This window comes from Bradyrhizobium sp. USDA 3364, from assembly GCF_054056355.1.
In genome coordinates this window covers 8,102,792-8,127,511 of the sequence record NZ_JBSRYG010000002.1, presented here as the reverse complement: position 1 = coordinate 8,127,511, position 24,720 = coordinate 8,102,792, and the positions used below count along the sequence as shown (strand labels likewise).

At 65.3% G+C, this 24,720-nt stretch carries 22 protein-coding genes and 1 pseudogene; 10 read left to right on the top strand and 13 right to left on the bottom strand.

What is annotated here, in order from left to right; translation table 11 throughout:
- Positions 1-32: 32 nt before the first annotated feature.
- The gene (gene coaA / locus ACVILL_RS38415; RefSeq protein ID WP_456733790.1) at positions 33-965 is read left to right on the top strand and encodes a type I pantothenate kinase; all 933 of its coding nucleotides are present in this window, start codon (positions 33-35) and stop codon (positions 963-965) included.
- Between the two features lie 93 nt (positions 966-1,058).
- Here the strand turns inward: coaA and ACVILL_RS38410 are convergent, their stop codons facing one another.
- A complete protein-coding gene (locus ACVILL_RS38410; RefSeq protein WP_456733789.1) occupies positions 1,059-2,003 on the bottom strand; it encodes an ornithine cyclodeaminase family protein in 945 nt (314 codons plus the stop codon).
- 160 nt (positions 2,004-2,163) lie between these two features.
- Here ACVILL_RS38410 and ACVILL_RS38405 point away from each other — a divergent pair, with 160 nt between their 5' ends.
- Entirely contained in the window at positions 2,164-2,904 is a 741-nt protein-coding gene (locus ACVILL_RS38405) for a bestrophin-like domain (protein ID WP_456733788.1), read from the top strand.
- A gap of 259 nt (positions 2,905-3,163) precedes the next feature.
- Positions 3,164-3,550 (top strand): COG4315 family predicted lipoprotein, encoded by a 387-nt coding sequence (locus ACVILL_RS38400; protein WP_456733787.1) that lies wholly within the window; start codon positions 3,164-3,166, stop codon positions 3,548-3,550.
- A gap of 63 nt (positions 3,551-3,613) precedes the next feature.
- Here ACVILL_RS38400 and ACVILL_RS38395 read toward each other — a convergent pair whose 3' ends face one another.
- Positions 3,614-5,179 carry a DHA2 family efflux MFS transporter permease subunit gene (locus tag ACVILL_RS38395; protein WP_456733786.1) on the bottom strand — a complete coding sequence of 522 codons (1,566 nt, stop codon included), beginning with the start codon at positions 5,177-5,179 and terminating at the stop codon, positions 3,614-3,616.
- A complete protein-coding gene (locus ACVILL_RS38390) occupies positions 5,179-6,315 on the bottom strand; it encodes an HlyD family secretion protein (RefSeq protein WP_456733785.1) in 1,137 nt (378 codons plus the stop codon). The genes ACVILL_RS38395 and ACVILL_RS38390 overlap by 1 nt, the downstream gene beginning before the upstream one ends.
- A 113-nt stretch (positions 6,316-6,428) precedes the next feature.
- Here ACVILL_RS38390 and ACVILL_RS38385 point away from each other — a divergent pair, with 113 nt between their 5' ends.
- On the top strand, positions 6,429-7,118 hold the full coding sequence (locus ACVILL_RS38385) for a CerR family C-terminal domain-containing protein (protein WP_456733784.1): 690 nt from the start codon (positions 6,429-6,431) through the stop codon (positions 7,116-7,118).
- Between the two features lie 20 nt (positions 7,119-7,138).
- Here the strand turns inward: ACVILL_RS38385 and ACVILL_RS38380 are convergent, their stop codons facing one another.
- The gene (locus tag ACVILL_RS38380) at positions 7,139-7,717 is read right to left on the bottom strand and encodes an HdeD family acid-resistance protein (protein WP_456733783.1); all 579 of its coding nucleotides are present in this window, start codon (positions 7,715-7,717) and stop codon (positions 7,139-7,141) included.
- A gap of 238 nt (positions 7,718-7,955) precedes the next feature.
- Between ACVILL_RS38380 and ACVILL_RS38375 the strand changes: the two genes are divergently transcribed.
- Positions 7,956-8,177 carry a dodecin gene (locus ACVILL_RS38375; protein WP_456733782.1) on the top strand — a complete coding sequence of 74 codons (222 nt, stop codon included), beginning with the start codon at positions 7,956-7,958 and terminating at the stop codon, positions 8,175-8,177.
- A gap of 246 nt (positions 8,178-8,423) precedes the next feature.
- On the opposite strand, the gene ACVILL_RS38370 is transcribed toward ACVILL_RS38375, so the two are convergent.
- From ACVILL_RS38370 to ACVILL_RS38355, 4 genes and pseudogenes are all read right to left on the bottom strand, one after another.
- The gene (locus tag ACVILL_RS38370; protein WP_456733781.1) at positions 8,424-8,984 is read right to left on the bottom strand and encodes an N-acetyltransferase family protein; all 561 of its coding nucleotides are present in this window, start codon (positions 8,982-8,984) and stop codon (positions 8,424-8,426) included.
- 18 nt (positions 8,985-9,002) lie between these two features.
- Positions 9,003-11,361, bottom strand: a pseudogene (locus tag ACVILL_RS38365) (Orn/Lys/Arg family decarboxylase).
- Positions 11,362-11,464: 103 nt separating this feature from the next.
- Positions 11,465-12,616: a DJ-1/PfpI family protein gene (locus ACVILL_RS38360; protein ID WP_456733780.1), complete on the bottom strand. Its 1,152-nt coding sequence runs from the start codon at positions 12,614-12,616 to the stop codon at positions 11,465-11,467.
- 198 nt (positions 12,617-12,814) lie between these two features.
- Positions 12,815-13,420, bottom strand: a complete 606-nt coding sequence (locus ACVILL_RS38355; RefSeq protein WP_456733779.1) for a tetratricopeptide repeat protein — start codon at positions 13,418-13,420, stop codon at positions 12,815-12,817.
- A gap of 239 nt (positions 13,421-13,659) precedes the next feature.
- Here ACVILL_RS38355 and ACVILL_RS38350 point away from each other — a divergent pair, with 239 nt between their 5' ends.
- Entirely contained in the window at positions 13,660-14,055 is a 396-nt protein-coding gene (locus ACVILL_RS38350) for an ester cyclase (RefSeq protein WP_456733778.1), read from the top strand.
- A gap of 15 nt (positions 14,056-14,070) precedes the next feature.
- Here ACVILL_RS38350 and ACVILL_RS38345 read toward each other — a convergent pair whose 3' ends face one another.
- From ACVILL_RS38345 to ACVILL_RS38335, 3 genes are all read right to left on the bottom strand, one after another.
- The gene (locus tag ACVILL_RS38345) at positions 14,071-15,804 is read right to left on the bottom strand and encodes an adenylate/guanylate cyclase domain-containing protein (protein WP_456733777.1); all 1,734 of its coding nucleotides are present in this window, start codon (positions 15,802-15,804) and stop codon (positions 14,071-14,073) included.
- A gap of 132 nt (positions 15,805-15,936) precedes the next feature.
- Entirely contained in the window at positions 15,937-16,491 is a 555-nt protein-coding gene (locus tag ACVILL_RS38340; RefSeq protein ID WP_456733776.1) for a PAS domain-containing protein, read from the bottom strand.
- Positions 16,492-16,939: 448 nt separating this feature from the next.
- Positions 16,940-17,233, bottom strand: coding sequence for a GIY-YIG nuclease family protein (locus ACVILL_RS38335; RefSeq protein ID WP_456734455.1), 294 nt, complete (start codon positions 17,231-17,233; stop codon positions 16,940-16,942).
- 207 nt (positions 17,234-17,440) lie between these two features.
- Between ACVILL_RS38335 and ACVILL_RS38330 the strand changes: the two genes are divergently transcribed.
- Positions 17,441-18,238, top strand: a complete 798-nt coding sequence (locus tag ACVILL_RS38330) for a rhomboid family intramembrane serine protease (RefSeq protein ID WP_456733775.1) — start codon at positions 17,441-17,443, stop codon at positions 18,236-18,238.
- Between the two features lie 190 nt (positions 18,239-18,428).
- Positions 18,429-18,857 carry a CBS domain-containing protein gene (locus tag ACVILL_RS38325; protein WP_456733774.1) on the top strand — a complete coding sequence of 143 codons (429 nt, stop codon included), beginning with the start codon at positions 18,429-18,431 and terminating at the stop codon, positions 18,855-18,857.
- Between the two features lie 3 nt (positions 18,858-18,860).
- Here ACVILL_RS38325 and ACVILL_RS38320 read toward each other — a convergent pair whose 3' ends face one another.
- The gene (locus tag ACVILL_RS38320) at positions 18,861-19,907 is read right to left on the bottom strand and encodes a patatin-like phospholipase family protein (protein ID WP_456733773.1); all 1,047 of its coding nucleotides are present in this window, start codon (positions 19,905-19,907) and stop codon (positions 18,861-18,863) included.
- 257 nt (positions 19,908-20,164) lie between these two features.
- Here ACVILL_RS38320 and ACVILL_RS38315 point away from each other — a divergent pair, with 257 nt between their 5' ends.
- Together ACVILL_RS38315 and ACVILL_RS38310 are read left to right on the top strand one after the other, a co-directional pair.
- On the top strand, positions 20,165-21,235 hold the full coding sequence (locus ACVILL_RS38315; protein ID WP_456733772.1) for a hypothetical protein: 1,071 nt from the start codon (positions 20,165-20,167) through the stop codon (positions 21,233-21,235).
- 236 nt (positions 21,236-21,471) lie between these two features.
- On the top strand, positions 21,472-23,955 hold the full coding sequence (locus ACVILL_RS38310) for a putative bifunctional diguanylate cyclase/phosphodiesterase (RefSeq protein ID WP_456733771.1): 2,484 nt from the start codon (positions 21,472-21,474) through the stop codon (positions 23,953-23,955).
- Between the two features lie 173 nt (positions 23,956-24,128).
- Here the strand turns inward: ACVILL_RS38310 and ACVILL_RS38305 are convergent, their stop codons facing one another.
- Positions 24,129-24,692: a nitroreductase family protein gene (locus ACVILL_RS38305; RefSeq protein ID WP_456733770.1), complete on the bottom strand. Its 564-nt coding sequence runs from the start codon at positions 24,690-24,692 to the stop codon at positions 24,129-24,131.
- Between the last annotated feature and the right edge of the window lie 28 nt (positions 24,693-24,720).

Sequence of the window (24,720 nt, the reverse complement as noted above, 5' to 3'; positions counted from 1 at the left end):
CGTCGCTGGCTTCGCCTCGGCAAGATCGGAGAATGACCAACCCCGACGAGCTGTCCGCTTACATGATCTTCAGCCGCAGCGATTGGGCGGCGTTGCGCGCCAGCACGTCGCTCACGCTGTCAGACGCCGATCTCGCGGCGCTGCGCGGCCTGAACGGGCCGATCACGTCGGCTGAAGTCAGCGACGTCTACCTGCCGCTGACGCGTCTGCTCAACCTGCATTTCTCGGCGGCGCGCAATCTGATGCAGGTCAAGGCGGAGTTTCTCGGCCGGCCGGCACGGCATTCGCCCTATATCGTCGCGTTGGCCGGCAGTGTCGGCGTCGGCAAGAGCACCTTCGCCCGCGTGCTGTGTGCGCTCTTGGCCGGCTGGGCCGATCATCCGCGGGTCGAGCTGGTGACCACCGACGGCTTCCTGCATCCCAACGCCGTGCTCGAGGAGCGCGGCCTGATGCGCCGCAAGGGCTTTCCCGACAGCTACGATCTGCCGCGGATGCTGCGCTTTCTCGCGGCGGCCAAGGCGGGTGAACGCGAGCTGGAGCTGCCCGTGTACTCGCACCTGATCGGCGACATCGTGCCGTCGGAACGCCAGGTCATCCAGCAGCCGGACATCCTGGTCTTCGAGGGCCTCAACGTGCTGCTGGCGCGCGGCACGGCGCCGGTGGTGGTCTCGGATTTCTTCGACTTCTCGATCTATCTTGATGCCGACGAGGCCGACATCCAGTCCTGGTATGTCGAGCGCTTCCTCAGGCTGCAGCCGACCGCGTTCCGCAATCCCGCCTCCTATTTCCACCATTACCGGGACCTTCCGCCCGGCGACGCGCGCGAGGTTGCGGACCGGCTGTGGCGCGAGCATCACCGCGCCAATCTCCGGGAGAACATTCTGCCGACACGGACGCGGGCCGACGTCGTGTTGCGCAAGCGTTCAGACCATTCGATCGGCGAGGTCTGGTTGCGGGAGACGTAGGGCAGAGCAGGGTGGATTAGCCGAAGGTGTAATTCGCTGTCTTTCCGCGGATCGAGTCGCTGCGGGTTACGCTCCGCTAACCCGCCCTTGTCCTTACCGCAATTCCTTCCCCAGCTGCGCAAACACCGTCTCGCAGGTCATCAGATCGAGATGGCCGCCGCCGGCGTTCTTGAAGAACGTGATGTCGCTGTCCGACAATCGGCCCTTCAACTTGCCGCTCGCGAGGTCGTAGTGGTCGCCGAGCACGTCGCTCTCCTTGATCGCGCCGCTCGCGATCGGCTGCAGGATGTCGCCGACGCCGTCGAAGGCGGATTCGCGACGGTCGACGAAGACGCGTGAGCGCCGCGCGGCTTCATCGTCGGACTCGCGGGTCTCGGGAGTGAACCCGCCGACTAGGTCGAGATGGGCGCCGGGCTTCAGATTGGCGCCCTTGACCAGCGGCTCGCGGGAGCGGGTGCAGGTGGTGATGATGTCGGCCTCGCGGGTCGCGGCGTCGAGGTCGGTGACGGCCTCGGCGGCGATGCCGTCGGCTTCCAGCAGCGTGGCGAGTTCTTGCGCGCGCTCGACCGTCCGGTTCCAGACCCGCACGCGCTTCAGCTGCGGCCGCACGGTGCGGTGGCCGCGCACCAGCCAGCGCGCCATCTCGCCGGCGCCGACCACCAGCAGCGTCTCGGCATCCTCCCGCGCCAGATGCTTGGCGCCGAGCGCGGAGTCCGCGGCGGTCTTCCAGTGGGTGATCTCGGCGGCGTCCATCACTGCCAGCGGCCGGCCGTCATTGCCGTCGAACAGCACGCAGACCGCCTGCACCGCGGGCAGCTTGCCGTGGGCAAGATTGCCCGGGAAGCTGGTGTAGAGCTTGGTCATCATGAAGCGGCCGGCATCGACCGCGCTGCGCGTCACCAGCTGCTGGCCCTTGTCGTCGCCGAGATAGCCGTCATGCACCGCGATCTTGGGCCGCCGGTGCGCCGCCTCGATCGCCTCGATCAGGATCGGAAAGCTCAGGACGCGGTTGACCTCGCTGTCGTCGACAATATGCACGTCGTATCTCCTCCAGGGCGCTCTTGCGCTCCTCGCGGGGCGCGCCGCCCCCTAAGTCCTGCCCGGACTGGATAGCGCGTGGGGAGGGCTAGTCAACCGGACATGCAGCGCGGCACTTGCTATCCTGCGCACCTGATTCTCTCGCAGGTCTCCGCAAGCCGTGGTTGCAATCGTCGTCGCCGTCCTGATCTTCATGTTGTTGAGTGGCGCGGCGCTCGCGACCATGGCGATCCATGGCAGGCTCGGGGACCATCACCGCAGCGACGAGACCAATACCTCGGTGCGACTGGTCGCGACCCTGTTCGTCACCATGCCGTCGCTGCTGCTCGGCCTGATGATGAACAGTGCCGCCAACACCTATGTGGCGGTCGACCGCAATCTGCATGTGTTCGCCACCGACCTGATCCTGCTCGATCGCGGCATGCGGCCGCTCGGCCCGAGCGCGGACGAGCCGCGCAAGCGGCTGCTCGCCTATGTCGAGCAGGTGCTCAAGGATGTCCCGATCTCGCGGGCGAGCGAGGTGTCCGAGCATCTGCTCGACGAGGTCGGCAACAGTCTCCGCGAGCTCAGGTTCGACGACGAGCAGAAGGTCGCGCTGTGGAACGATGCGCGGGCGGTCTACCGGCAGGCGGTGCAGCAGCGCTGGACCTTCGTCGAGCAGTCCGACGGCTCGTTTCCGTCGCCGCTGATCGGCATCCTGGTCGGCTGGCTGACGCTGATGTTCGCGACGCTGGGCTTTCGCGCGCCGCGCAACGCGGTGGTGATCTCGACCTACATCGCCGCCGCGGCGCTGATCTCGGCCGCGATCTATCTGATCCTCGAAATGAGCACGCCGTTCTCCGGCCCGATCCAGATCTCCGACCGGCCGCTGGTGCGCGTGGTCGAGGAGATCAGGCGCTAGGACATTCCGGCTAGAGCATGATCCGGAAAAGTGGAAACCGGTTTTCCGAAAAGATCATGCTCAAACAAAGAGATGAGATCACGATGCGATTCCGTGGAAACGCATCATGATCTAGGGGCCGGTATCGGCACGCGCCTCCGGCTTTATTCCCCTCGCATTGATCGCCTCCCCCGAAATTCTTTCCGCGCTATCGGCGGAATAGCGTGCGCTCTCGCGCGTCCTACGTATGCAAGCCATTTGCATTCGAACAGGAGACATCATGAAGACATCGATCTCGCTCGCGCTCGCCACCGTCATGTCGTTTGCGCTCGCTTCAGCGGCGTTTGCCGCGCCGCCGACCAAGACCGGAACCACCGCGAAGGGTTCCGTCCTCACCGACCCCAAGGGGATGACGCTCTACACCTTCGACAAGGACACCGACGGCAAATCGGCCTGCAACGGTCCGTGTGCGACCAACTGGCCGGTGCTGAAGGCGGACGCCAGTGACAAGGCCGAAGGCGGCTATACCATCATCTCCCGCGACGACGGTTCCAAGCAGTGGGCCTACAAGGGCAAGCCGCTCTACACTTTCGCCAAGGACCAGAAGACAGGCGACATCACCGGCGACGGCTTTCTGAACGGTGCCTGGCACCTCGCGCAGCCCTGAGGTGTTGCGAGGAGCAGAGCAGGGCGGGTTGGCGCAAGCCTAACCCGCCGTCTGTTCGCGGTTTCAAGTCGCAGGCGCGGGTTGCCGCAGCAGCAGCACGATCGGCATGATCGCGATCAGAAGGATCCCGAGCATCCAGAAGCAGTCATTGTAGGTCATCACCAAGGCGTGCTTCTCGATCAGTTGCGACAATTGCGACATGGCGCGCAATCGCGCCGTCGCGGCGTCGATCCCCTGCGCGACGCCGTCGGCCGCCAGCCGCGCCTGTCCGAGCAGGGAATTGGCCGTGACCGCCTCGCGGATCGTGTCGGAGTGCACGGCGGTCCGCACGTCGATGAACAGCCCGCTGAGCGCAAGTCCGATCGACCCACCGAGGTTGCGCGCCATGCTGTAGATGCCCGCACCGTCGGCGGCGTTCTCGCGTCCGATCGCGGCCATCGCGACCTGATTGAGCGGCATCGCGGCCAGGATCTGACCGATCCCGCGCATGATCTGCGAGAGCGTGAAGTCGTCGCCGGCGCTGTCGGGGCTGAGGTGGATCTCGACGAAGCAACTCGCGGCGAAGAACAGAAGGCCAAGCGCGGTCATCAGGCGCGCATCGGACCGGCCGACGATGCGTGGCAGGATCGGCATCAGCAGCATGAGGGGAAGCGCCGACAGGGCCATGATATTGCCGGCCTGCCTTGGGTTGTAGCCGGCGATGCCGCTCAGGAACTGCGGCACGATGAAGGTTGTGCCGTAGACGCCGGCGCCGATCACGAGCGCGATCAGGCTCGTGCTGGCAAACGTCTTGTTGCGCAACAGCGCGAGGTTGATGACCGGCTTTGCGCTGGTCATTTGCGCAATCAAGAGCGCGGCGAAGCCGAGCAGCGACGCCAGGCAGAGATTGACGATCTCCGAGGACTCGAACCAGCGTTCGCGCTGTCCTTCTTCCAGCACGACCGTCAGACAGCCGAAGGCGATCGCCATGCCGACGATCCCGAGCCAATCCGCCTTCGCAAGCTGGTTGAGATCGGCCTTCTGTGCGGGAAGTCCGAGGCCGAGCAGTGTCACCAGCGCAATGCCGACCGGGAGGTTGAGGAAGAAACACCAGCGCCAGCTGACTTCCTCGGCAAGATAGCCGCCAATCACCGGCCCCAGCACCGGCCCGAGCACCACGATGATCCCGAATATGCTCATGCCAACCGGCATCTGGCGCAGCGGCAGTCGCGTCCGGATGATGACCTGAGCGGTCGGTATAAGGGCGCCGCCGAAGAAGCCTTGCCCGACCCGACCGATGATCATCTCGGCCAGCCCGTGCGATACCCCGCAAAGCATCGAGAACAGAACGAAGGCCGATGTCGTGATGATCAGGAGCCGGCGCAGTCCCAGCATCCTGGTCAGCCAGGCCGTGAGCGGGATCATGATGACCTCGGCGACGAGATAGCCGGTGCCGATCCAGGTGCCTTCCGTCCCGCTTGCGCCGACTTCGCCCTGGATCTGGGGAAGCGCCGTGTTGGTGATCGAGGTGTCGAGGGTCGCCATGAGCGCGCCGAGCGCGCCGGCGATCACCGCGACCCAGTCGACGAGGCTGGCGGAATCCTCCGCTGCCTTGGTCCCGCCGGCGGCGGCCGCAGCCGGCCCGCTCATTAGGCGCCTCCGCCGGAGTGGACCGCGCCCGGCTTGGTGTTGACAGACACTTCGATCGACAGGCCGGGGACAAAGGCCGGCGCCGCGGTGCGAGGGGCATCCACGCGGATGCGCACCGGCACGCGCTGCACGATCTTCGTGAAATTGCCGGTGGCGTTCTCCGGCGGCAGCAATGCGAACCGGGCACCGGTACCGGGTGCGAAGCTGTCCACCGTTCCGGTCAGGGGCAGGTTCGGATAGGCATCGACGCTGATCTCGACCGGCTGGCCCGGACGCATGTTCTCGACCTGCGTCTCCTTGAAGTTGGCCACCAGGTAGATCTGCCCGGTCGGCACGACCGTCAGCAGCCTCGCGCCGGGTTGCGCAAACTGGCCGAGCTGGACAGTCCGGTCGCCGACCCGGCCGGCAATCGGGCTGCGCACGACCGTATCGCTCAGATCGATCTCGGCCTGGGCAAGGCTCTCCTTCGCGGCGGCGAACTGGGCCTCGGCTTGCGCCGACTGCGCCCTCAGCGTTGCGACCTTCTGGCGCGACGCATCGAGGATCGCCTGCTTCAGCGCCACCGTGGAGCGCGCCTGCGCCAGCGTGCTTTCGGTCTGGTCGTTCTTCTGTTGTGTCGCAAATCCGCGGGCGGCGAGCGCCGATGATCGCTCGAACTCCTTTTCGGCGAGGCTCGCATTGACCCGCGCGGTCTCGACATCGGCTTGCGCCTGCGCGATCACGGCGTCCTGCTCGCGCAGATCGGCCGCGCCTTTCGCAACATCCGCCTGGCGCGCCTCGACCGTTGCGCGGGACTGGCGCACGATCATCTCGTAACGGCGGGGGTCGATCTTCACCAACGGCTGCCCGGTCGCGACGTCCTCATTGTCCTTCACATAGATTTCCGAGACCTGGCCGGCCACGCGCGGCGCCATCGCCACCTGGTCGGCCCGCAGGTAGGCGTTGTTGGTGCTCTCGATGTAGCGCCCGACCGCATACCATTGCCGGGCGTAGATGCCACCGCAGGCGATCACCAGAAAAGCGGTCAATCCCAACAGGATACGCGTCCGGCTCCGCTTCTTCGGAACGGCCTTCGGGGCCGCTTGTTGCGCGGCCTCGGGGACGTCGCCGACCTTCTTCAAGGCTACGGTGCTCATGTCAGGTCGCTCTCCGAAGATTTATTCCACTTGTATAAATTATTCCGTTTGGAATATTTATGTCAACTGGAATAATTCGCGGGCCGTGCTATGGGATGGGTGCGGAGGATCGAATGGCGGTGCTGAGACGGCGGAAGACGGAAAGCGGATACCCGCGGGGGGAGGAGACCCGGGCGCGGATCATTCGCGCGGCCCTGGCGCTGTTCGGCGAACGCGGCTTCGACGGCGTCTCCACCCGGGACATCGCAGCTCAGGCCGGCGTTCCCGCGCCGTCGTTGCAGTATTATTTCGAGAACAAGGAAGGGCTCTACGCCGCCTGCATCGAAGACATCCAGATCGCGGCAAACGCCGCCGTCGGCCCGGCGCTGGAAGTCGTCGAAGCGCTGCTCCGCGACAAGGCGAGCGTCACCGCGATCATCGATGCCTATTGTTCCAGCCTCGACGGTCTTGCCGACTTCCTGTTCGCGTCACCGGATGCCACGAGCCGCGCGCTTTTCATCGCACGCCGGGTGATGCCGATGAAGGCCACCATGATGCGCTCCGATCTTTCCAAGGGATCGGGCTCGCGGCTGCATGAATGCTGCAGCAGGGTTATCGCAACTATTTCCGGCGGCGCGGTGAACGAGGAGGACAGCCGGATGATGGCCGTCGCCATCAACGGCCAATTGCTCACCTTCCATTTCGCGCGCGATCATCTCAAGTACCTGTTGGGGTACGACGAGATCACGCCGGAGCGGCTCGCAGATCTCAAGGCCATGGTACGCAGGCAGACGACCCTGCTGCTGAAGGCCTGCAGGCGATAATCTGAACCGAGGCGCGCGCCTCACGCGCGCTTCAGCGCCATGCCCATGCTGATCCAGCTGACGCCGGCGCAGATCAGGTCGACGCTGAGGAAGATGCCGAGCACGTAGAGGCTCGAGACCGGCCAGCGCGCCAGGATCATGACGCCGAGCACCAGCGTGATCAGGCCGGAGATCGCGACCATTCCCCACGGCGCGGCCGAGTTCATGCCGAAGGCGAGGAAGATGCGGACGATGCCGGAGACCACCAGCGCGATGCCGAGGAATAGCGTCAATGTCGCCGCCGCGAGCAGGGGATTCTCGAAGGTGATGAAGCCCGCGACGACATAGAGCGCGCCGAGCAGCAGCCAGAACAGGAATTTGCCCCACGTCTTGAACTGGAACGCGTTGATAATCTCGGCGACGCCCGCGACGATCATCATGGCGCCGACGAACAGTACGCTGACGACGGTGGCGAAGAACACGCTGCCGAAGGCGAGCACGCCTGCGATCAGGTAGATCACGCCGAGCGCGACGATCCAGCCCCACTTCGCGCGAAGGTTGGCAAGCCCGGATCCGAGGCTGTGAGGAGGTGTGGCGGGTGAGCTTGACGCAGTGGACATCGTATCGCTCCCGAATATTTGATGAAACCATGCTACCATAGGTGACCGCGCGGACAAGGGCAGGGGCAATAGCTGGCACTAACTGCATGCCGGCACCAAAGCCGCCGCGGTACGTTGATTCAATTCGTCCGCTGTGTTGCCGCGCAGCATTCGGCGACAGCGGGTTGGCATCGGACGACGGACTGTTCGGATCGGAGCGCCAATCGTCCGGATCGCGCATTCACCAGAGGAGGTCGACATGCCCGCCACGCACGACAAGGATCACGTCTACAAAATCCTGGAACTGGTCGGATCATCGGACAAGAGCATCGAGGCGGCGATCGAGAACGCCGTCGGCCGCGCGTCGAAGACAATCCGGGAAATGAAATGGTTCGAGGTCGTGCAGACGCGCGGCCATATCGAGGACGGCAAGGTCCGCCACTTCCAGGTGACGCTGCGGGTCGGCTTCACGCTGGAGTAGGGCACCCTCTGGATCGAAAAGAGGGCGGAGCGAAGAGCGAAGCTCGGACGATCATGTCGCGAGAACGCAGATGCACGACTCAGTGACCGTGCAACACACCCACTGTGGTCCCGGCGAAGGCCGGGACCCATAACCACCGATGCAAATTGTGACGCGATGCTGGAATGACGAGTCCCGCCCACAACGTCTGCCGCGGAGTATGGGTCCCGGCTTTCGCCGGGACGACGGCGGATGGTGTGGCGCCCATCACCGCCGCGACAGCGGCGCGGGCGGGGGCGGAGCGGTCGCGCCGGCGGCGAGCGAGCGCTGCACCATCACGGTGTCGGACCAGCGGCCGTAGCGATAGGCGACGCCGGGCAAATGGCCGACGCGGGCGAAGCCGAAGCGGTCGTGCAGCGCGAGCGACGCGGCGTTGTCGCTGTCGATGTAGCCGATCATCTGGCGGAAGCCGGCCGCGGCGCAGGTGTCGACCAATTCCTGCAGCAGCCGCCCGCCGACGCCTTTGCCGGTGAAGCCATGGTGGATGTAGATCGAGTGCTTCACCGTGTAGCGGTAGGCCGGGCGCTTGCGGAACTGGACCACATAGGCGTAGCCGACCACCTCGCCGTCGCACACCGCGACGAGGTGGGGCAGGCGGGTGTTGCGCAGATTCTTGCGGCGGTCGCGCAGATCGTCCGGCTCCGGCGTGCCGGAGTCGTCGACGCTCTCCTCGATGCCGTGGCGGATGTGGTGTCGGTAGATCGACAGCATCGCGTCGACGTCGGTGTCACGGGAAGGACGGACGGTGATCTTGTGATCATTCTCCATTGCGCGCAGACCGTTCCCTCATTCGGAGACCACGTAGGTGTAGAAGCGGACGCGGCCGGATTCGTCAATCTCCTTGTAGATGCCCTGGACCTCGACCTCGAAGCCCGGAAACGCATTGAAGCTCGCCTCGAACATCTTGAGATAGTCGATCATCGGCTTGCTGCGTTCCGACAGCCGCTCGCCGGGCACGATGGTCGCGATGCCGGGCGGGTAGACCACGAACGGCGTCGCGGCGACGCGGCCGAAGATCTGGTCGATCGGCAGATAATCGACGTCGTTGCGGATCAGATATTGCGCGGCCTGGCGCGGCGACATCGCGATCTCGGGAAGATGCTCGGGCAGGAATTGCTTGGCCTGCAAGGTGCTGACGCCGCCGTCGCGGAAGAAGCGGTGCATGTCGCCGCAGAGATCGCGCAGCCGCACCCCGCTGTAGCGCTGCGGGCGGCGGCGGAAGAATTCGGGGATGACGTCCTCGATCAGCGCATTGTCGTCGTGCAGCTTCTTGAAGGCGACGAGCCCGGACACCAGGCGTGCCGGCCTTGCTGGCCTCGACGCCGGGTGTCAGCAGGAACAGCAGGGAGTTGAGGTCGTTCTTCTCGGCGACGATCTGGTTCTCGCGCAGATATTGCGCCACGACCGGGGCGGGGATGCCGTGATCGGCATAGGCGCCGGTGGCGTGATCGAAGCCCGGCGTGAGCAATGTGAGCTTGTTCGGGTCGGTCATCGCGAAGCCCGCGGTCAGCTCGGGGAAGCCGTGCCAGGTCTCGCCGGGATTGAGCTGCCAGTAGGACGGGCTGGTCGCGAGCTGGTCGGTCGAGATGGTTTCCCAGGCGACATTGTGCACGCCGTTCTCGCGCGCGACGTCGGGGATCATCACGCGGTCCGGCACGAACGGCTCGAAGAACCAGCGCCGCTCCGCGCGCGTCTCCTTCTCCTCGAACTCGCGCTTCACCGCGCGGATCTTCTTGCGCAGCTCGATGCCGAGCCGGATGGTGTCGTCCCACAGCACCTCGCCGGAGCGGCCCTTCATCATCTGCGCGCCGACGTCGAGCGAGGCGAAGATCGGATAGAACGGCGAGGTCGAGGCGTGCTGCATGAAGCTTTCGTTGAAGCGGCGGTGCTCCACCCGGCGCTTCTGGCCCTTGATGTGGCGGTCGCGGATGTGGATCTGCGAGGCCTGCGAGAAGCTCGCGAGCTGCTTGTGGGTCGATTGGGTGGCGATGATGCCGGGTGCCTCAGGGCCGAGATTGGCGAGCCCCATCGCGAAGCGGCCGGCATAGATCGGGTGGAACTTCATGAAGCCGGCCCAGGCCTCGTCGAACAGGATGTAGTCGCAGAGATGGCCGATCCGCTTCAGGATCATCTCGGCCGAGTGGATGGTGCCGTCATAGGTGCACTGCTCGACCACGGCGACACGGAACGGGCGCTCCTTCTTCCAGGCGTTCTCGTCCTTGACCAGCGGATGCTTGCGGATGGCGTCGCGCAAGCTCCCCTCGTCGAGCAGGTCCCAGCGCATCGGGCCGATCAGGCCCCAGGCGTTGCGCACCGTCGGCACGTAGACCGGGATGCCGCCGCCGATCAGCAGCGCGCCGTGATGGGCGGCCTTGTGGTTGTTGCGGTCGAACAGCACGAGGTCGCCGTCGGTGACCAGCGAGCCGAGCGCGACCTTGTTGGAGGTCGAGGTGCCGTTGAGCACGAAATAGGTCTTCTCGGCGCCGAAGATCCGCGCCGCCTCCTTCTGCGCCTTCAGCGCCGGCCCCTCATGGGTGAGGAGGTCGCCGAGGTCGAGCACGGAATTGTCGAGGTCGTCGCGGAACACCGCTTCGCCGAGATGCTCGACGAACACCCGGCCGATCGGGCTGCGGCTGTAGAACACGCCGCCATTATGGCCCGGGCAGGTCCAGAGCTGGTTGCCTTCTTCGGCATAGTCGACCAGCGCCCCGAAGAACGGCGTCTTCAGGTTCTCGGCATATTGCTTGAGTCTGGAGATCAAATTCTTGGCGATGAAGGGCGGGGTTTCCTCCGACAGGAACACGTAGCCGTCGATGAAATCGAGCACCTCGACCGGCAAATCCTCGAACCGCTTGCGGCGGATCAAGAGGATGATGGGGAAGTCGAGGCCGCGCCGACGCATCAGGTTGATCAGTGCCGCGGTCTTGCCCTCGAGGCCCTTCTTGCCCCAGTCGACCACCATGCAGCCGATCGCGGCGTCGGTCTGCACCGCGATCTCGGCATCTTCCAGCTTGCGGGCGCGGACCACCTCGAAGCCGGAGCGCTCGATCTCGGTGATGATCTGGTTGAAGCGAATGCCTTCGAGGTCGTCGGCCTCGAAAACCGGCGCGGCGAACAGGAAGTTGAAGCGTTTGAAATAGTCCATGCGTGTCCCCGAACTGGTCCGGCGCTGACGTGTCGGCACAATTCATGACAAAGAGATGACAATGGGGATGGCGGAATATCAAATGCGTTCGGGACGCTGTTTTTCAACGCGAGGCATGGCCTCGCGGGTGTTCCAGCTGCATGGCGACGAAGTCCGCCGTGCCCCGGCCATAGCGTGTCTCGATCCCGGCAAGCGCCTGGTCGAGCGCCTGCGCGGGCGGCGTCGTGCCGACCGCAGGCAGCAGGCGGTCCGCGGGCCAGCCCGGCGCCACGGCTTGCGGATAGATGCGCAGGCCGTTGCGGGTCGTCACGGCGTCGCCGGTCGTGGCGAAGGTCGTAGCGTGCGAGTGGAAGGTTCGCGACCAGCTGTCGGCGACCAGCGCCAGCGAGACCTCGTCGACATCGGGGACAAGCGCGAGGCCAAGCTGCTCCCGGTTCCAGAACGCCAAGGTGTTCTGGATCGCGGTCAGCGCAAAGGGGCGGGTGAACTTGAAGGCGTTGCTGTCATGGCGCGCGTCCCAGCCCGGCAGGCCGATCTCGGCGGCGACGGCCTCCGCCTTGGCGCGGCCGGCGATCGCCTCGATCAGGATGAGCGACATCGGCATCGAGGCCGAAATGCCGGTCGTGGTCGCGACGCCGCGATCGACCACGATGCGGCGGTCGGCGACGTATCGGATGGCGGGATGATCGTCGCGCCAGTTCTTCAGGTAGAACCAGTGCGTGGTCGCGCGCCTGCCGTCGAGCAGGCCGGTCGCGGCCACGACCTTGCCGCCGGCGCAGATGCCGACAATGACGGCACCTTGCTCCGCCTGTCGCCGGATCCATTGCATGACGGTCGGATCGTCGTCGCGGCTCATCGCAGGCACGATGACGTAGTCGGCGCCGTCGGGATGCGCGGCATCGAACGCGGCTATGGTCGCATCAGGCTCGACCTTCAGCACCGGGAACAGCGTGACCGGCCCGGGCCCCGTCGCAAGCGTGACGACGTCGGCAATATCGGCCCGCTTCAGGATGCCATAGGGCATCAGATAGTCGGTGGTCTCGGTCATGTCGTTGATGCCGATGATCGAAATCAACGGGCGCGCTCGCTTCGGCGGCTTCAGCGCGGCGAGCATGGCATCGTGCTCCTGCGTCGCGATCGGAGGCGGAACCCGGAGTGCCGACGCGGCGGGAAGGGTGAAGAGCCAGATGCCGCCGATGATTGGAACCAGCGCGGCGACGGCGATGCCGCTCCACGCGAGAAGCCGCCAGGTCATGATGATCGATCTCGCATCCGCTTGCGTCGCACGGCGCGGACGCTAACGGCGGATCACGCCGATCAAAATGGCGAAATTCCCGCAAAAACAGACACGCGGACAGCGCGCCTCGGGCGCGTGGCGCGGATGAGCGCTCGCGACATCCGGGGCCGATGTTGCCCCGCATGTCGCTTTCGCTCGTGCGGACTACAGGTTCGCTCAATAGACGAGACTTGTCCCCGGCGGTTTCTCGAGCGCGGCCGCCAGCGAGCGATATTCGTCGCAGGTCGTGCCGCAGATCTCGGCGATCCGGTTCAGATGATACTGCGCAGCATCGCGGTTGCCCTGTTCGATCTGCCACAAGCCGTAATAGTTCCACGTCAGCACGTGGTTCGGATCGGCCCTGAGCGCGCGCTCGTACCAGACCTGGGATTGCTTGTAGTCGCCGAGCTTGCGGTAGGAGTAGCCGATCAGATTGGCGACGTTTGGATGATCGTCGTTGCCGAGCGCGTGCAACTGCTCGATCGCGGCGGCGTAGTCGTTGCGTTCGTAGATCGTTGCATAGGCCGCGCGATAGCCCTCGCGGAATGCCGGATCGTCGAAGTTGGACTGCTTGGCGGGCTTCTTTTTCTGCGTAGTCCTCCTGTCCCTCTCCTGAGGATAGGACGGGGGCGTGGGAGTGCCGTAGCTCGATCCGTAGGGGTCTCCACCACCTCCGCCACCGCCGCCGCCTCCAGCCGCAATGACACTCTGTGGCGAGAACAGGATGAGCGGCGCTGCGAGGGCCGCCACGCGTGTTGCGAGCTTCATCAGTGACCCGATCATGCAAACCTCCCGATTCGAGCAGGACAGTTGTTGCTCTGAAGGACTAACTCCCCGTCACCGGACGCATTCCCGTCGATCGGAAAAATCTCTGTGGCGATGTGACAATTGCGCTGTCCCTTCCGGGCCAAGTTCTTGCAGCAGCGCGCGATGCGCGCCTCGTTTGCGGTCCCGAACAACGGAATCAAAACTAACATTCGTGTCAGGATCCACAGCGCGTCTCGAACAACGGAGAATGCACTATGCAAGCCGACCTCGCCGCGATCTATCGGAATTACATCGACTGCCTCAATCGACAGGACTGGTCCCGGCTCGGCGACTTCGTGGCCGACGACGTGGTCCACAACGGCAGGCGGTTCGGGTTGTCGGGTTATCGCGAAATGCTCGAGAGAGACTTTCGCGAGATCCCGGATCTCGGCTTCAACATCGAGCTGCTGGTGTCGGACGCCAACCACGTTGCCAGCCGGCTGGCGTTCGTTTGCTCGCCGAAGGGCACGTTCCTCGGTCTCGCCGTCAACGGCAAGCGCGTCACCTTCGCCGAGAACGTGTTCTATGAATTCTGCGACGAAAAGATCGTGCAGGTCTGGTCGGTGATCGACAAGGCCGCGATCGAGGCTCAACTTGGCGGCGGAGCGTGATTGAGCGTGAGGCCGCTATTTCTGCTCCAGATGCCAGGCGCCGTCCCAGTCCGCTGCCGGCGGATTCTGCTTGAAGGCCACGGTGCGCGCCTTCATGGCGATCGACGGGCCGTCGCCGGGCGCCGCAGCCAGCGCCGCGGCGAAGGCTTGCTCGGCGTCATCCCAGCGGCGCTCGCGAAAGGCGGCGAGACCGCCGACGTAGCGCTGCCGCAACTCGGTCTGCGCCGGCGTCAGTTCGTCCTTCTTGCCGAGGATCTCGAACACGGCGACCGGCTGGGTCTGGCCGACGACGACGACGCGGTCGATCTCGCGCAGCTCGATGGTCGCGGCACAGGCTGCAGCGGTGGCCTCCGAGATCAGGCTGCGGCTGCCGTAGAACTTGTTGGCGCCTTCCAACCGCGAGGCGAGGTTCACGGTGTCGCCGAGCACGGTGTAGCTCATCATGAATTCGGAGCCGATGCTGCCGACTAGCGCCTCGCCGGTGGCGATCCCGATCCTGATGTCGCAATCGGCCGGGATCGCGCGCACGCCGAGCAGTTCGGGCAGATCCTTGCGCAGCTGGTTGACCTGGCCGACCATGTCGATGGCGGCCAGCGCGGCCAGATGGGTCTGCTCGGCTTCCTCGACGAACGGGGCGCCCCAATAGGCCATGATGGCGTCGCCGATATATTTGTCGATGATGCCGCGATGCGCATGGACCGGCGCGGACATTGTCGACAGATAGAGGTTCATGATCTTGACGAGGCCGCTCGGGGTCACGCCCTCGCTCAGGCGGGTAAAGCCCTTCATGTCGCAGAACATCACCGTCATGACGCGGCGCTGTCCTTCGGTGGCGGCGATCGCCGGCTGCTCCAGCAGGCCCTCGGCGATCCGCGGATTGATGTAGCGGCCGAAGGTCTCGCGGATCCGCTGGTTGTGGCGCAGCGTCTCGATCATGCGGTTGAAGGCGGCGGAGAGCTGGCCGATCTCGTCCTGGGTGGTGATGGCGATGGCGCCGTCGAGGCGGCCGGCCTCGACCTCGCGGGTGCTCTCCAGCAGCCGCATCACCGGGCCCGTGATGCCGCTGCCGACCAGCATCGCGAACACGAAGCCGAGGATCGCGGCAATCGCGGTGACGACGCCCGAGATGATGATCGCCCGTTGCTGGGCACCCATCACCTTCGCCGCGGCGGAGGCGACCTGCGCCAGCATGTCGGTACGAATGCTCTCGATCCTGTTGTTGAAGTCGTCGCGCAGGGCGTCGGCGCGGAGCGTGGTCTGTCGCGCGGCCGCAAAGTCCTTGGCCTCGAGCTGGTCGAGCAGCGTCTTGTTCTCTGCGTTGAGGCGCATCAGCAGGTCGTTGACGGCGTTGTCGATGCGGTCATCGAGACGCCCGAGCGCGGCATTGTCGGATGGCGTCGAGGGATCGGCGATGATCGCGTCGATCAGCACGCGTGCGGCATCGGCCTCGCGCTTGATGGTCGGCTCGATGTCGTCGAAAGTCTTGCGCGCGCTCTCGTAGCTGGTGTCTTCGCCAGGCGCCTGCATCTTTGCCATCATCATTCGGCGCATTGCCAGGGACCGTTCCAGCGAGCGGACATTGACGCGGGCGAGATGGGCGTAGGCCGGGATGTAGCGGTTGGTGAGTTCGTCCAGGAGGTGGCCGACCTTGCCTGCCATCACCATGGACAGCAACGAGGTGATCACCGCGAGGACGATCAGTCCTGCGGCAATGCCGACGATCTTCTGCCTGATCGAGTTTCGAAACATGCCCGGCCCGGCCGCAGCTGCAATGAACGGGTCACTCCCGTCGTGGCGGCGCACCAGCTAATAGAGTTCCGCGGGGCGCGGTGCAAGCGACCGGTTCCTGTCATCCCCCGTCGCCAGGCAGGCGTTGGGGGGCTAGCGCAGGCCTTCGTAGACCATCAGGCCGCGCGCGATCGCGAGCTTGCGCAGGGTCCGCGGCACGAACCGCTCCTGGGGATGCAAATAGCGCCACGAGGTCAGCACGAGGTCGTGCAGCCGGGTGACGTCGTCCTCGAACGGCGCGAGCAGGCCGGTGAGGCTCGCCGGCATATGGACGCGGGCGGTAAACGGCAGCAGCAGCAGTTCAAGATGCGCCCTGGACCCGGTCTCGGTCGTGGCGGTGATGCCGGCGATCGCGGGCAGGGTCTCTTCGACGACGCAGGTAATGATGTCCTCGATCTCGCCGCGGCTCTCGCCGGTGAACAGGGCGGAAAAGCTGCGGTTCTTGAGGTCGCAGCCGAGCAGGGCGGAGGTCCGGGTGCCGGCGACGCGGAACGGGAAGCGCGTCTCGCCGTCATAGGACAGCACGAAGATGTCGGACAGCAGCTCGCGCACCGCGGACGGTTCGAACTCACTCCGGTCGGGTGCACGCGCGGTGCCGCGCTTCGCATTCCAATAGGCGAAGAATTCGCGGCTGGAGCTGTGTTTCATCTAAAGAACCTTGCCCGGCACCTGTCTCGGCGGGACACATCTGTCCCGGTTTTGCTCAGGCGCCTTCCCTTCTCTGTTGTGCAGGGAAGGCTGTGCAGCGTCCATGCCGTGGCCGCGGTTTGGGCGGCTTATCGGCAGCTTTGTGTTGTTAACGTAAATTTAACTATGTCCTTGGCGTCCCAGGAACTCCAACGTAGGGTCCGCGCGTTCCCGTTTGCTGGCTGCCCCAAGCGCCGGCGTGGTTGGTACACAGGTGGCGTCAAACAGTTTGGTCATCGTGCGGGGAGGGGTGGGGATGTTCTCCCGATCCCTCTGGGGCACGAGAAGACCAGCCGACCAGGGAGGGTGTTCTCAGCGCCCTCCCTTTTCTTTTGGCCAGATATCGTGTCCCGGACGCAGTGCAGCGCGCAGCGGTGCGCTGCAGAGCCGGGACCTATGCCGGCCCCGCTCAAGAATTGAGCTGATCAGACAGATCTCGCCAAGTCGGATTGAGTTCTTCTATCAACTTGATCTTCCACGCGCGACGCCACCGCTTGAGCGAGTGCTCACGTGCGCGCGCTTCCAGGATGGATTCGAATGCCTCAAAGTAGACCAGCTGATCAACGTTGTATTGTCGTGTGAAGCCTGGGACGAGCTTTGCCTTGTGCTCGGCGATTCGGCGCGAAAGGTTATTGGTCACACCTACATAAAGGGTCCCGTTTCTCCCGCTGGCGACGATGTAAACGAAGAACTGCGGGTTCATTTTGGACCAAACGGATGTGGAAAGCGTCCCAAGTGTCGCAAGTTCGGGGAGCATTGCCAATTCCTGGGTCCCGGCTCTGCGTCGCACCACTTCGCGCTGCGACGCGTCCGGGACACGAGAGGTGTCCGATTTCGGGATTGTGCACTTGCACAGGGGTGTGAAAGCCGCCTATCTCTGCTTCACCGCCGTATCGAGGTCGCCGACCCCTTGGACTCCCATCCCGAATCCCCGCTCGAGCCGCCGCCGGAGGCGCCGCGCGAGCCGATCCTGACCTTGCCGCCGGCGCTCACCGCCTACGTCCTCCTGATCGCGGTAATCCACCTGCGGGTGCTGTTGCCGCCGGAGATGGAGAACTGGACCATCGACGTCTTCGGCTTCATCCCGAAACGCTACGATTCGACGCTGCTCGACATCACCTTCCCGGGCGGCGAAGGCGCCAAGGTCTGGACCTTCGTCACTTATTCGCTACTGCACGCCAACCTCACGCATATCGGGTTCAACGTGCTGTGGCTGTTGCCGTTCGGCAGCGCCTTGGCGCGGCGCTTCGGCGCGGTGCGCTTCTTTGTCTTCATGGCGGTGACGGCGGCGGCCGGCGCGCTGGCGCACCTGTTGACCCACGAGCACGCGATCGCGCCGATGATCGGCGCGTCGGCTTCGGTGTCGGGGACGATGGCGGCGGCGATCCGCTTCGCCTTCGTGAAGGGCAGCTTCCTGTCGTTCAGCCGCGGCGATGCCGAGGCGGCTGCCAAGGTGCCTGCGCTGTCGCTGTGGCGGGCGCTGCGCAACGGACGGGTGCTCGCCTTCCTGGCGATCTGGTTCGGCGTCAACGTCCTGTTCGGCGCCACCTCGCTTTCGCTCGGCGGCGAGGACGCGAGCGTTGCCTGGCAGGCGCATATCGGCGGCTTCCTCGCCGGACTGCTGCTGTTCTCGCTGTTCGATCCAATCCCGCGCACGCGGGACGATGCTGCAGATGCGTCATCGGTGGACCAGTCGGGGCGCGTCTGATCGCCGCTTGCGGCTCGGTTCGAATTCCTCCATCATCTTTGCGACGCAGAAACAAAGCGGGCCGACAAATCGAGCCCAGCTACTGACCGCGCCCCGGAACCGAAAGCGGCGCGGAACTGTTGATTGAAGACTCTGGCGAACAGGCTCGACCCCGCTCAAGCAGGGCACGGACGGATTCAGGGAGGCGACAATGACGGTACGTTCCATTCTCGATGCAAAAGGCCATCAGGTCATGAGCGTCGCGCCCGGCGCGAAGCTGTCGGCTGCGGTCAAGCTGCTTGGCGAGCGCAAGATCGGCGCGGTGCTGGTGATGGAGCAGGGCCGGATGGAAGGCATCCTGTCGGAGCGTGACATCGTGCGCGTGCTCAGCGAGCGCGGCGCGGGCGTGCTGGACGAACCGGTGAGCGCGGTCATGACCAAGAAGGTCGTGAGTTGCCGCCAGTCCGACACGGTCAGCGGCATCATGGAAATGATGACAACAGGCAAATTCCGCCATCTGCCCGTCGTCGAGGACGGCAAGGTGGTCGGCCTGATCTCGATCGGCGACATCGTCAAGAGCCGCGTGCAGGAATACGAGCGCGAGCAGGAAGCGCTGCGCGACTACATCAAGACCGCCTGAGGGCTATTTCCCGGTCGTGCCCGCGCCGTTCGACGGCGGCACCAGGATGTCGATCGCTTCCTCGATCGCGCCGATGGAACGTTCGGCCGCGCGGATGCCGTGTGCGATCAGGTCATCGGCGCGGTGGAAGTCGAACCAGCCGATCTGGCCGACGCGCGGCGAGATCAGCATGTCGGGCGGATCGCCGGCGAGCCGCGCACGGGTGATGCGGTCCTGCATGATGTTGAAGGCGTCGACCATGACGCTCGAGATGCCGGGCCGGCTGGCGCTGCCGAAAAACTCCCGCTTCACGGTGCGCTCGGCGGAGAAGAAGCGGCCGAACCGCCGCTTCGGGGGCTCCGGCTCGATCTCCGCCTCGGCGGTCATCGCGACCGTCACCTCGGGCGCGGCGGTCGCGCCGTGATTGTAGATCGTGGTCGAATGCGCGAACACGTCGCTGGAGAGGTTGGCCGCAATGACGATCTCGGCGCCGAGCGCACGCGCGGCCGAGACCGGCACCGGGTTGACCAGCGCGCCGTCGACCAGCCAGCGGTCGCCGATCAGGACCGGGGCGAAGATGCCGGGCAGGGCGTAGGAGGCGCGCATGGCGTCGACCACGCGGCCCTGGGTCACCCAGATTTCGTGCCCGGTGCGGACTTCGGTCGCGACGCTGGCGAACTTGACCGAAAGATCCTCGATCATGACCTGGCCCAGCGCCGCCTCGATCTCGGCGGCGAGCTTGGTACCGCCGATCAGGCCGGAGCCGTTGAGGCGGATGTCGAGGTAGCCGAGCACGCTGCGCGGTTGCAGGCTGCGGGCCCATTGCTCCAGCGTATCGATATGGCCGGCCGCATAGGCGCCGCCGACCACGGAGCCGATCGAGGTGCCGACGACGACGTTGGGGACGATACCATGGGCGAGCAGGGTCTTGATGATGCCGATATGGGCAAAGCCGCGCGCGGCGCCGCCGCCGAGCGCGAGCCCGATCACCGGCCGGCGAACCGGTCCCAGTCCTACCTTGTCGGGGCCGTCGGAGCTCTTGTGGCCTCGGCCCATCCAGCTATCCAACACGACAAATCTCCTGCCAGCGCGAGACTAGGCTGCGCGGCATGACTGCGCCAGCGTCGTCCAACTTCATGGTTATTCCCCAGAAGCACGATTCATGCCCCGGGTGGACCGCGGTAGGCAGGGAATGTGACTGGACCACGACGATAGGGCTAACATCGGCTTGATCGAGCGGTTCCAAACCGGGGACGGCCCCCGCCAGGACTGTGACGAAGCTTCGACGAAGGCTTGAATTTGCCGCGTTTTCGTTGAAAAGCATGGTGATGACTTCGAGGGGCAACGGCATCGGCGGATGCGGGCGGGGCATGCGGCTCCTTCCGCTGTTGGCGCTTGCCACATTTTTGCTGGCCCTGATCTCCGGTTCCGCGTCGGCGCAGTTCTTCAGCGACCGGCCGCCGCCGATCCCGCCAGCATCGGTCCCCGAGGTGCCGTCCGGCCCCGCGCTCAATCTGGCGCCGCCGTCCGGGTCCGGTTCGGGGCCTGTTCTGCCCGGTCCGCTGAACCAGCCAACCATCGTCCAGCCCTCGATTGCGACCATACCCCCGGTGGCGCCGTTGGCCGGCACCCCGGCCGCCGGGCAGGCGGTGCTGTCGCTGACGGCGCGGTACGGCAAGGACCTGCCGGTCATCAATGCCGGGCTGGTGTGGCGGGTGTTCGCCGACAAGCCGGACGACAACGGCACCTACAAGCTGATCCGCGAGGAGCGCGGGGCGACGCCCAACGTCGTGCTGCCGCCCGGCAATTACGTCGTCCACGTCGCGCTCGGCCTCGTCAGCGCGGTGCGCGCCGTCAGCCTGAAGTCGGAGACCGACCGCGAGTCCTTCGTGCTGCCGGCCGGGGGCCTGCGGATCGAGGGCCGGGTCGGTTCGAGCAAGATCCCGGCCAACCAGATTTCGTTCGCGATCTACAAGGGCAGCCAGTTCGACGGCTCGGACCGCGGCCCGCTGGTGCCGAACGTGTCCGCCGGCGACGTCGCGCTGCTCCCCGAGGGCACCTACTACATCGTCTCCAACTATGGTGACGCCAACTCGGTGGTGCGTTCCGACATTCGTGTGGCAGCCGGCAAGCTGACCGACGTCACCGTCACCCATCGCGCAGCGGTCATCACGCTCAAGCTGGTGAGCGAGAAGGGCGGCGAGGCGCTTGCCAACACCGCGTGGTCGGTGATCACGCCGGGCGGCGACGTGATCAAGGAATCGATCGGCGCGTTCCCGCGCGTCGTGCTCTCCGAAGGCGAGTATCGTGCGATCGCCAAGAACGAGGGCAAGGTGTTCGAGCGCCCCTTCAACGTCGTCAACGGCGTCGACGGCGAGGTCGAGGTCGTGGCGCGCTGACGCCGGACCGGGCTGCATTTCATGCAACTGTCACAGTTTCTAACGTGAACTAACCATCGCGCCAGTTTTAGCCGTCACAAGCGCTCGCGGTGCTGCGCTGCGTCGTTATTTTTACATGACGTTAAGTCGCGGCATGACTTGGATGCCACGGGGATTTTGTTTGGGCATGGTCCTTTCGGAAAACCGCTTCACACTTTTCCGGATCATGCCTAGCGTTTGCGTGAACGGGGCGTGCCATGGTCATGGCCAACAAGAAATCAGCAAAGACATCGGCCAAGTTCAATTCCGAGATGTTCGCCGACGTTCCGGTTCTGCAACGCAAGTGGCAGGCCGCGGTTCGTCCCGGTGAACAGCTGCCGCACTATGAAGACGTGATGCTCGGCAGCCTCGGCCGGCTCGCGGACCATATCGTGCTGCTGCGCAACGTCGACGGCGTGCTCAGCGTCTCGCACACCGGCCGCTACGTCCAGACCTGGCTGAACGACGATCGCTGGGACATTCCGCTGAGCGAACTGCCTCCTGACTGCGCCACCGCGTTGACCGAAGCCGCCGCCAACGCGCGCGCGAACTGCCGGCCCTATCTGGCGTCGGCGCATTGCGTGCGCGATGGTCTGGTGCGGACCTTTGACGTGCTGGCGCTGCCGACGCGGTCGCGCTGGGGCGGCGTCCTGGTCGGCGTCTATGTCAACGAGCGCAATGCGCAGTACAATCTGCTCGACACGATCTTCTCGGCCACCGACGAGGGCGTGGTATCGCTCGCGGCGATCCGCGACGCGCGGGGCGAGCCGGCCGACTTTCAGGTCGTGCATCTCAACCAGGGCGCCGCGAAGCTCCTGATGCGGCCGGCCACCGAATTGCTGTGGCGCCGGCTCAGCGCCGGCGGCAATCCGCTGGCGGCGCCGGCGGTGATGAACCGCCTGCGTGGCTTCGTCGGAAGCGGTCCCGGCGGCCAGTTCGAGATCGACAGCGGCGATCGCTGCCTGCGGCTCGGCGTCACGGCGTTCGGCGACATGCTGTCGCTGACGGTCTCCGACGTCACCGCGCTGAAGCAGCGCGAGGTGTCGTTCCGCCTGCTGTTCGAGAACAACCCGATGCCGATGTGGGTGTTCGACGCCGGCACGATGGAGTTCCTCAGCGTCAACGACGCTGCCGTTCAGCACTATGGATACAGCCGGGAGAAATTCCTCGGCATGACGCTGCGCGAGATCTGGCCGGTCGATGAGTGGAGCGTGCACAGCGCCGCCTTGCGCGACATCGGCGACGTCTATCAATCGAGCCGCGACTGGCGGCATATCAGGGCCGACGGCACCGAGATCCATGTGCTGACCTTCGGGCGCAAGGTGGCGTTCGAGGGGCGCGACGGCTATCTGGTCGCGGTGGTCGACATCACCGAACGCCGCGCGGCCGAAGCGCGGATCGCGCACATGGCGCATCATGACGGGCTCACCAACCTGCCGAACCGGGATTTCTACCAGGAGCGGCTGAGCGAGGCGCTGGAGCGCGGCCGCAGCGGCAACAAGCGCGTGGCGGTGATGTGCGTCGACCTCGATCTGTTCAAGAACGTCAACGACTCCTTCGGGCATCCGATGGGCGACCGGCTGCTCAAGCTGGTGGCCGAGCGGCTGCGCGAAGTGGTCCGCGACGACAATGTCGCAGCCCGCCTCGGCGGCGACGAGTTCGCGATCGTGCTTGCCGCCGACGTTTCGCCGAACGAGGCAAGTGCGTTCGCCGAACGGCTGATCGATGCGCTGAGCGCGCCCTACACCATCGAGGGGCTCGAAGTCGTGGTCGGCGCCAGCGTCGGGATCGCGCTGTCGCCGGGCGACGGCACCACGTCGGAAGAGCTGATGCGCAACGCCGACATGGCGCTGTACCGCGCCAAGTCCGAGGGCGGCGGCGTGCATCATTTCTTCGAACCGGAGATGGATCAGCAGGCCCAGAAGCGTCGCGACATGGAGCGCGACCTGCGGGTGGCCTTCAACAATGGTGAATTCGAGCTGCACTACCAGCCGCTGGTCGACATCGCGGCCGACCGCATCTCGGGTTTCGAGTCGCTGCTGCGCTGGCGGCATCCGCTGAAGGGCATGGTCTCGCCCGCGGAGTTCATTCCGGTCGCGGAAGACATCGGCCTGATCGTCGCGCTCGGCGAATGGGTGCTGCGCGAGGCCTGCTCGGAGGCGATCAAGTGGCCGGCCGACGTGAAGGTCGCCGTCAATCTGTCGCCGGTGCAGTTCCGCAGCCGCAACCTGGTCCAGGCCGTGATCTCGGCACTGGCGCATTCCGGCCTGCCGGCGCGGCGGCTCGAGCTCGAGATCACCGAGTCGGTGTTCCTGGCGGAGACCGAAGCCAATCTCGCGATCCTGCATCAGCTGCGCGAGCTCGGCGTCAGCATCTCGATGGACGATTTCGGCACCGGCTATTCCTCGCTGAGCTATCTGCGCAGCTTCCCGTTCGACAAGATCAAGATCGACCGCTCGTTCGTGAAAGACCTGGCAAGGCGCTCCGACTGCGTTGCGATCGTGCGCGCGATCTCCGGTCTTGGCCGCAGCCTGAAAATCACGACGACGGCGGAGGGGGTCGAAACCGTCGACCAGCTCGACTGGTTGCGCGCCGAGGGCTGCAACGAGGTGCAGGGATTCCTGTTCAGTGCAGCGAGGCCGGGGAGCGAGATCGCGGCCTTGCTGAGCAAGTTTGCGGAGCGCGCGTCCAAGGCGGCGTAGCCACTTATCAGGTCGTCATGCCCGGGCCTGACCCGGGCATCCATCATTCTTCCAAAAGTCTTTGCCTGATGGATTGCCGGGCCTTCGCCTCGCCGAAGCCCGGCCAGTTCGATATTGCCCCAAATGGATTCGGCCGCGCAGGCGGGTCAAGCCCGGCAATGAGCTCTATTCGCTCAGAACCGCGTCACGATATCGGACAGCGCCGGGCGCGGGCGATCCTCGCTCGGCTTGGTAGGCCGGCCGATGTGAATCAGGCCGGCGAGCTTCTCGTCCGGCTTGAGCCCGAGACCGTCGAGCACGTCGCGGTCGAAGGCATACCAGCCGGTCAGCCAGCAGGCGCCATAGCCGAGCGCGGTCGCCGCGGTGACGATGTTCATCGCGCTCGCGCCGGCCGACAATTCCTGCTCCCACGGCGGCACCTTGGGGTGCGGCTTGGTGAAGGAGACCACGCCGATCACCAGCGGCGCGTCGGTCAGGCGCTTCTTCTCGACCTCGATGTCGGAAGCCGGTGCGCCGGGATTCTTGCGGGCGAACACCTTTGCGATCACGTCGCCGGCGCGCCCCCGTGCATCGCCCTCGAACACGATGAAGCGCCACGGCGTGAGCTTGCCGTGGTCGGGCACCCGCGCGGCGATCGTCAAAATGGTCTCGAGCTCGGCCGCGGACGGGCCCGGGCCGGTCATCTCGCGCGGTTTCATCGAGCGGCGTGTCTTCAGGAGTTCAATGGCATCGGGCACGGACATGTCCTTCAAGTGGAGTCGTGCC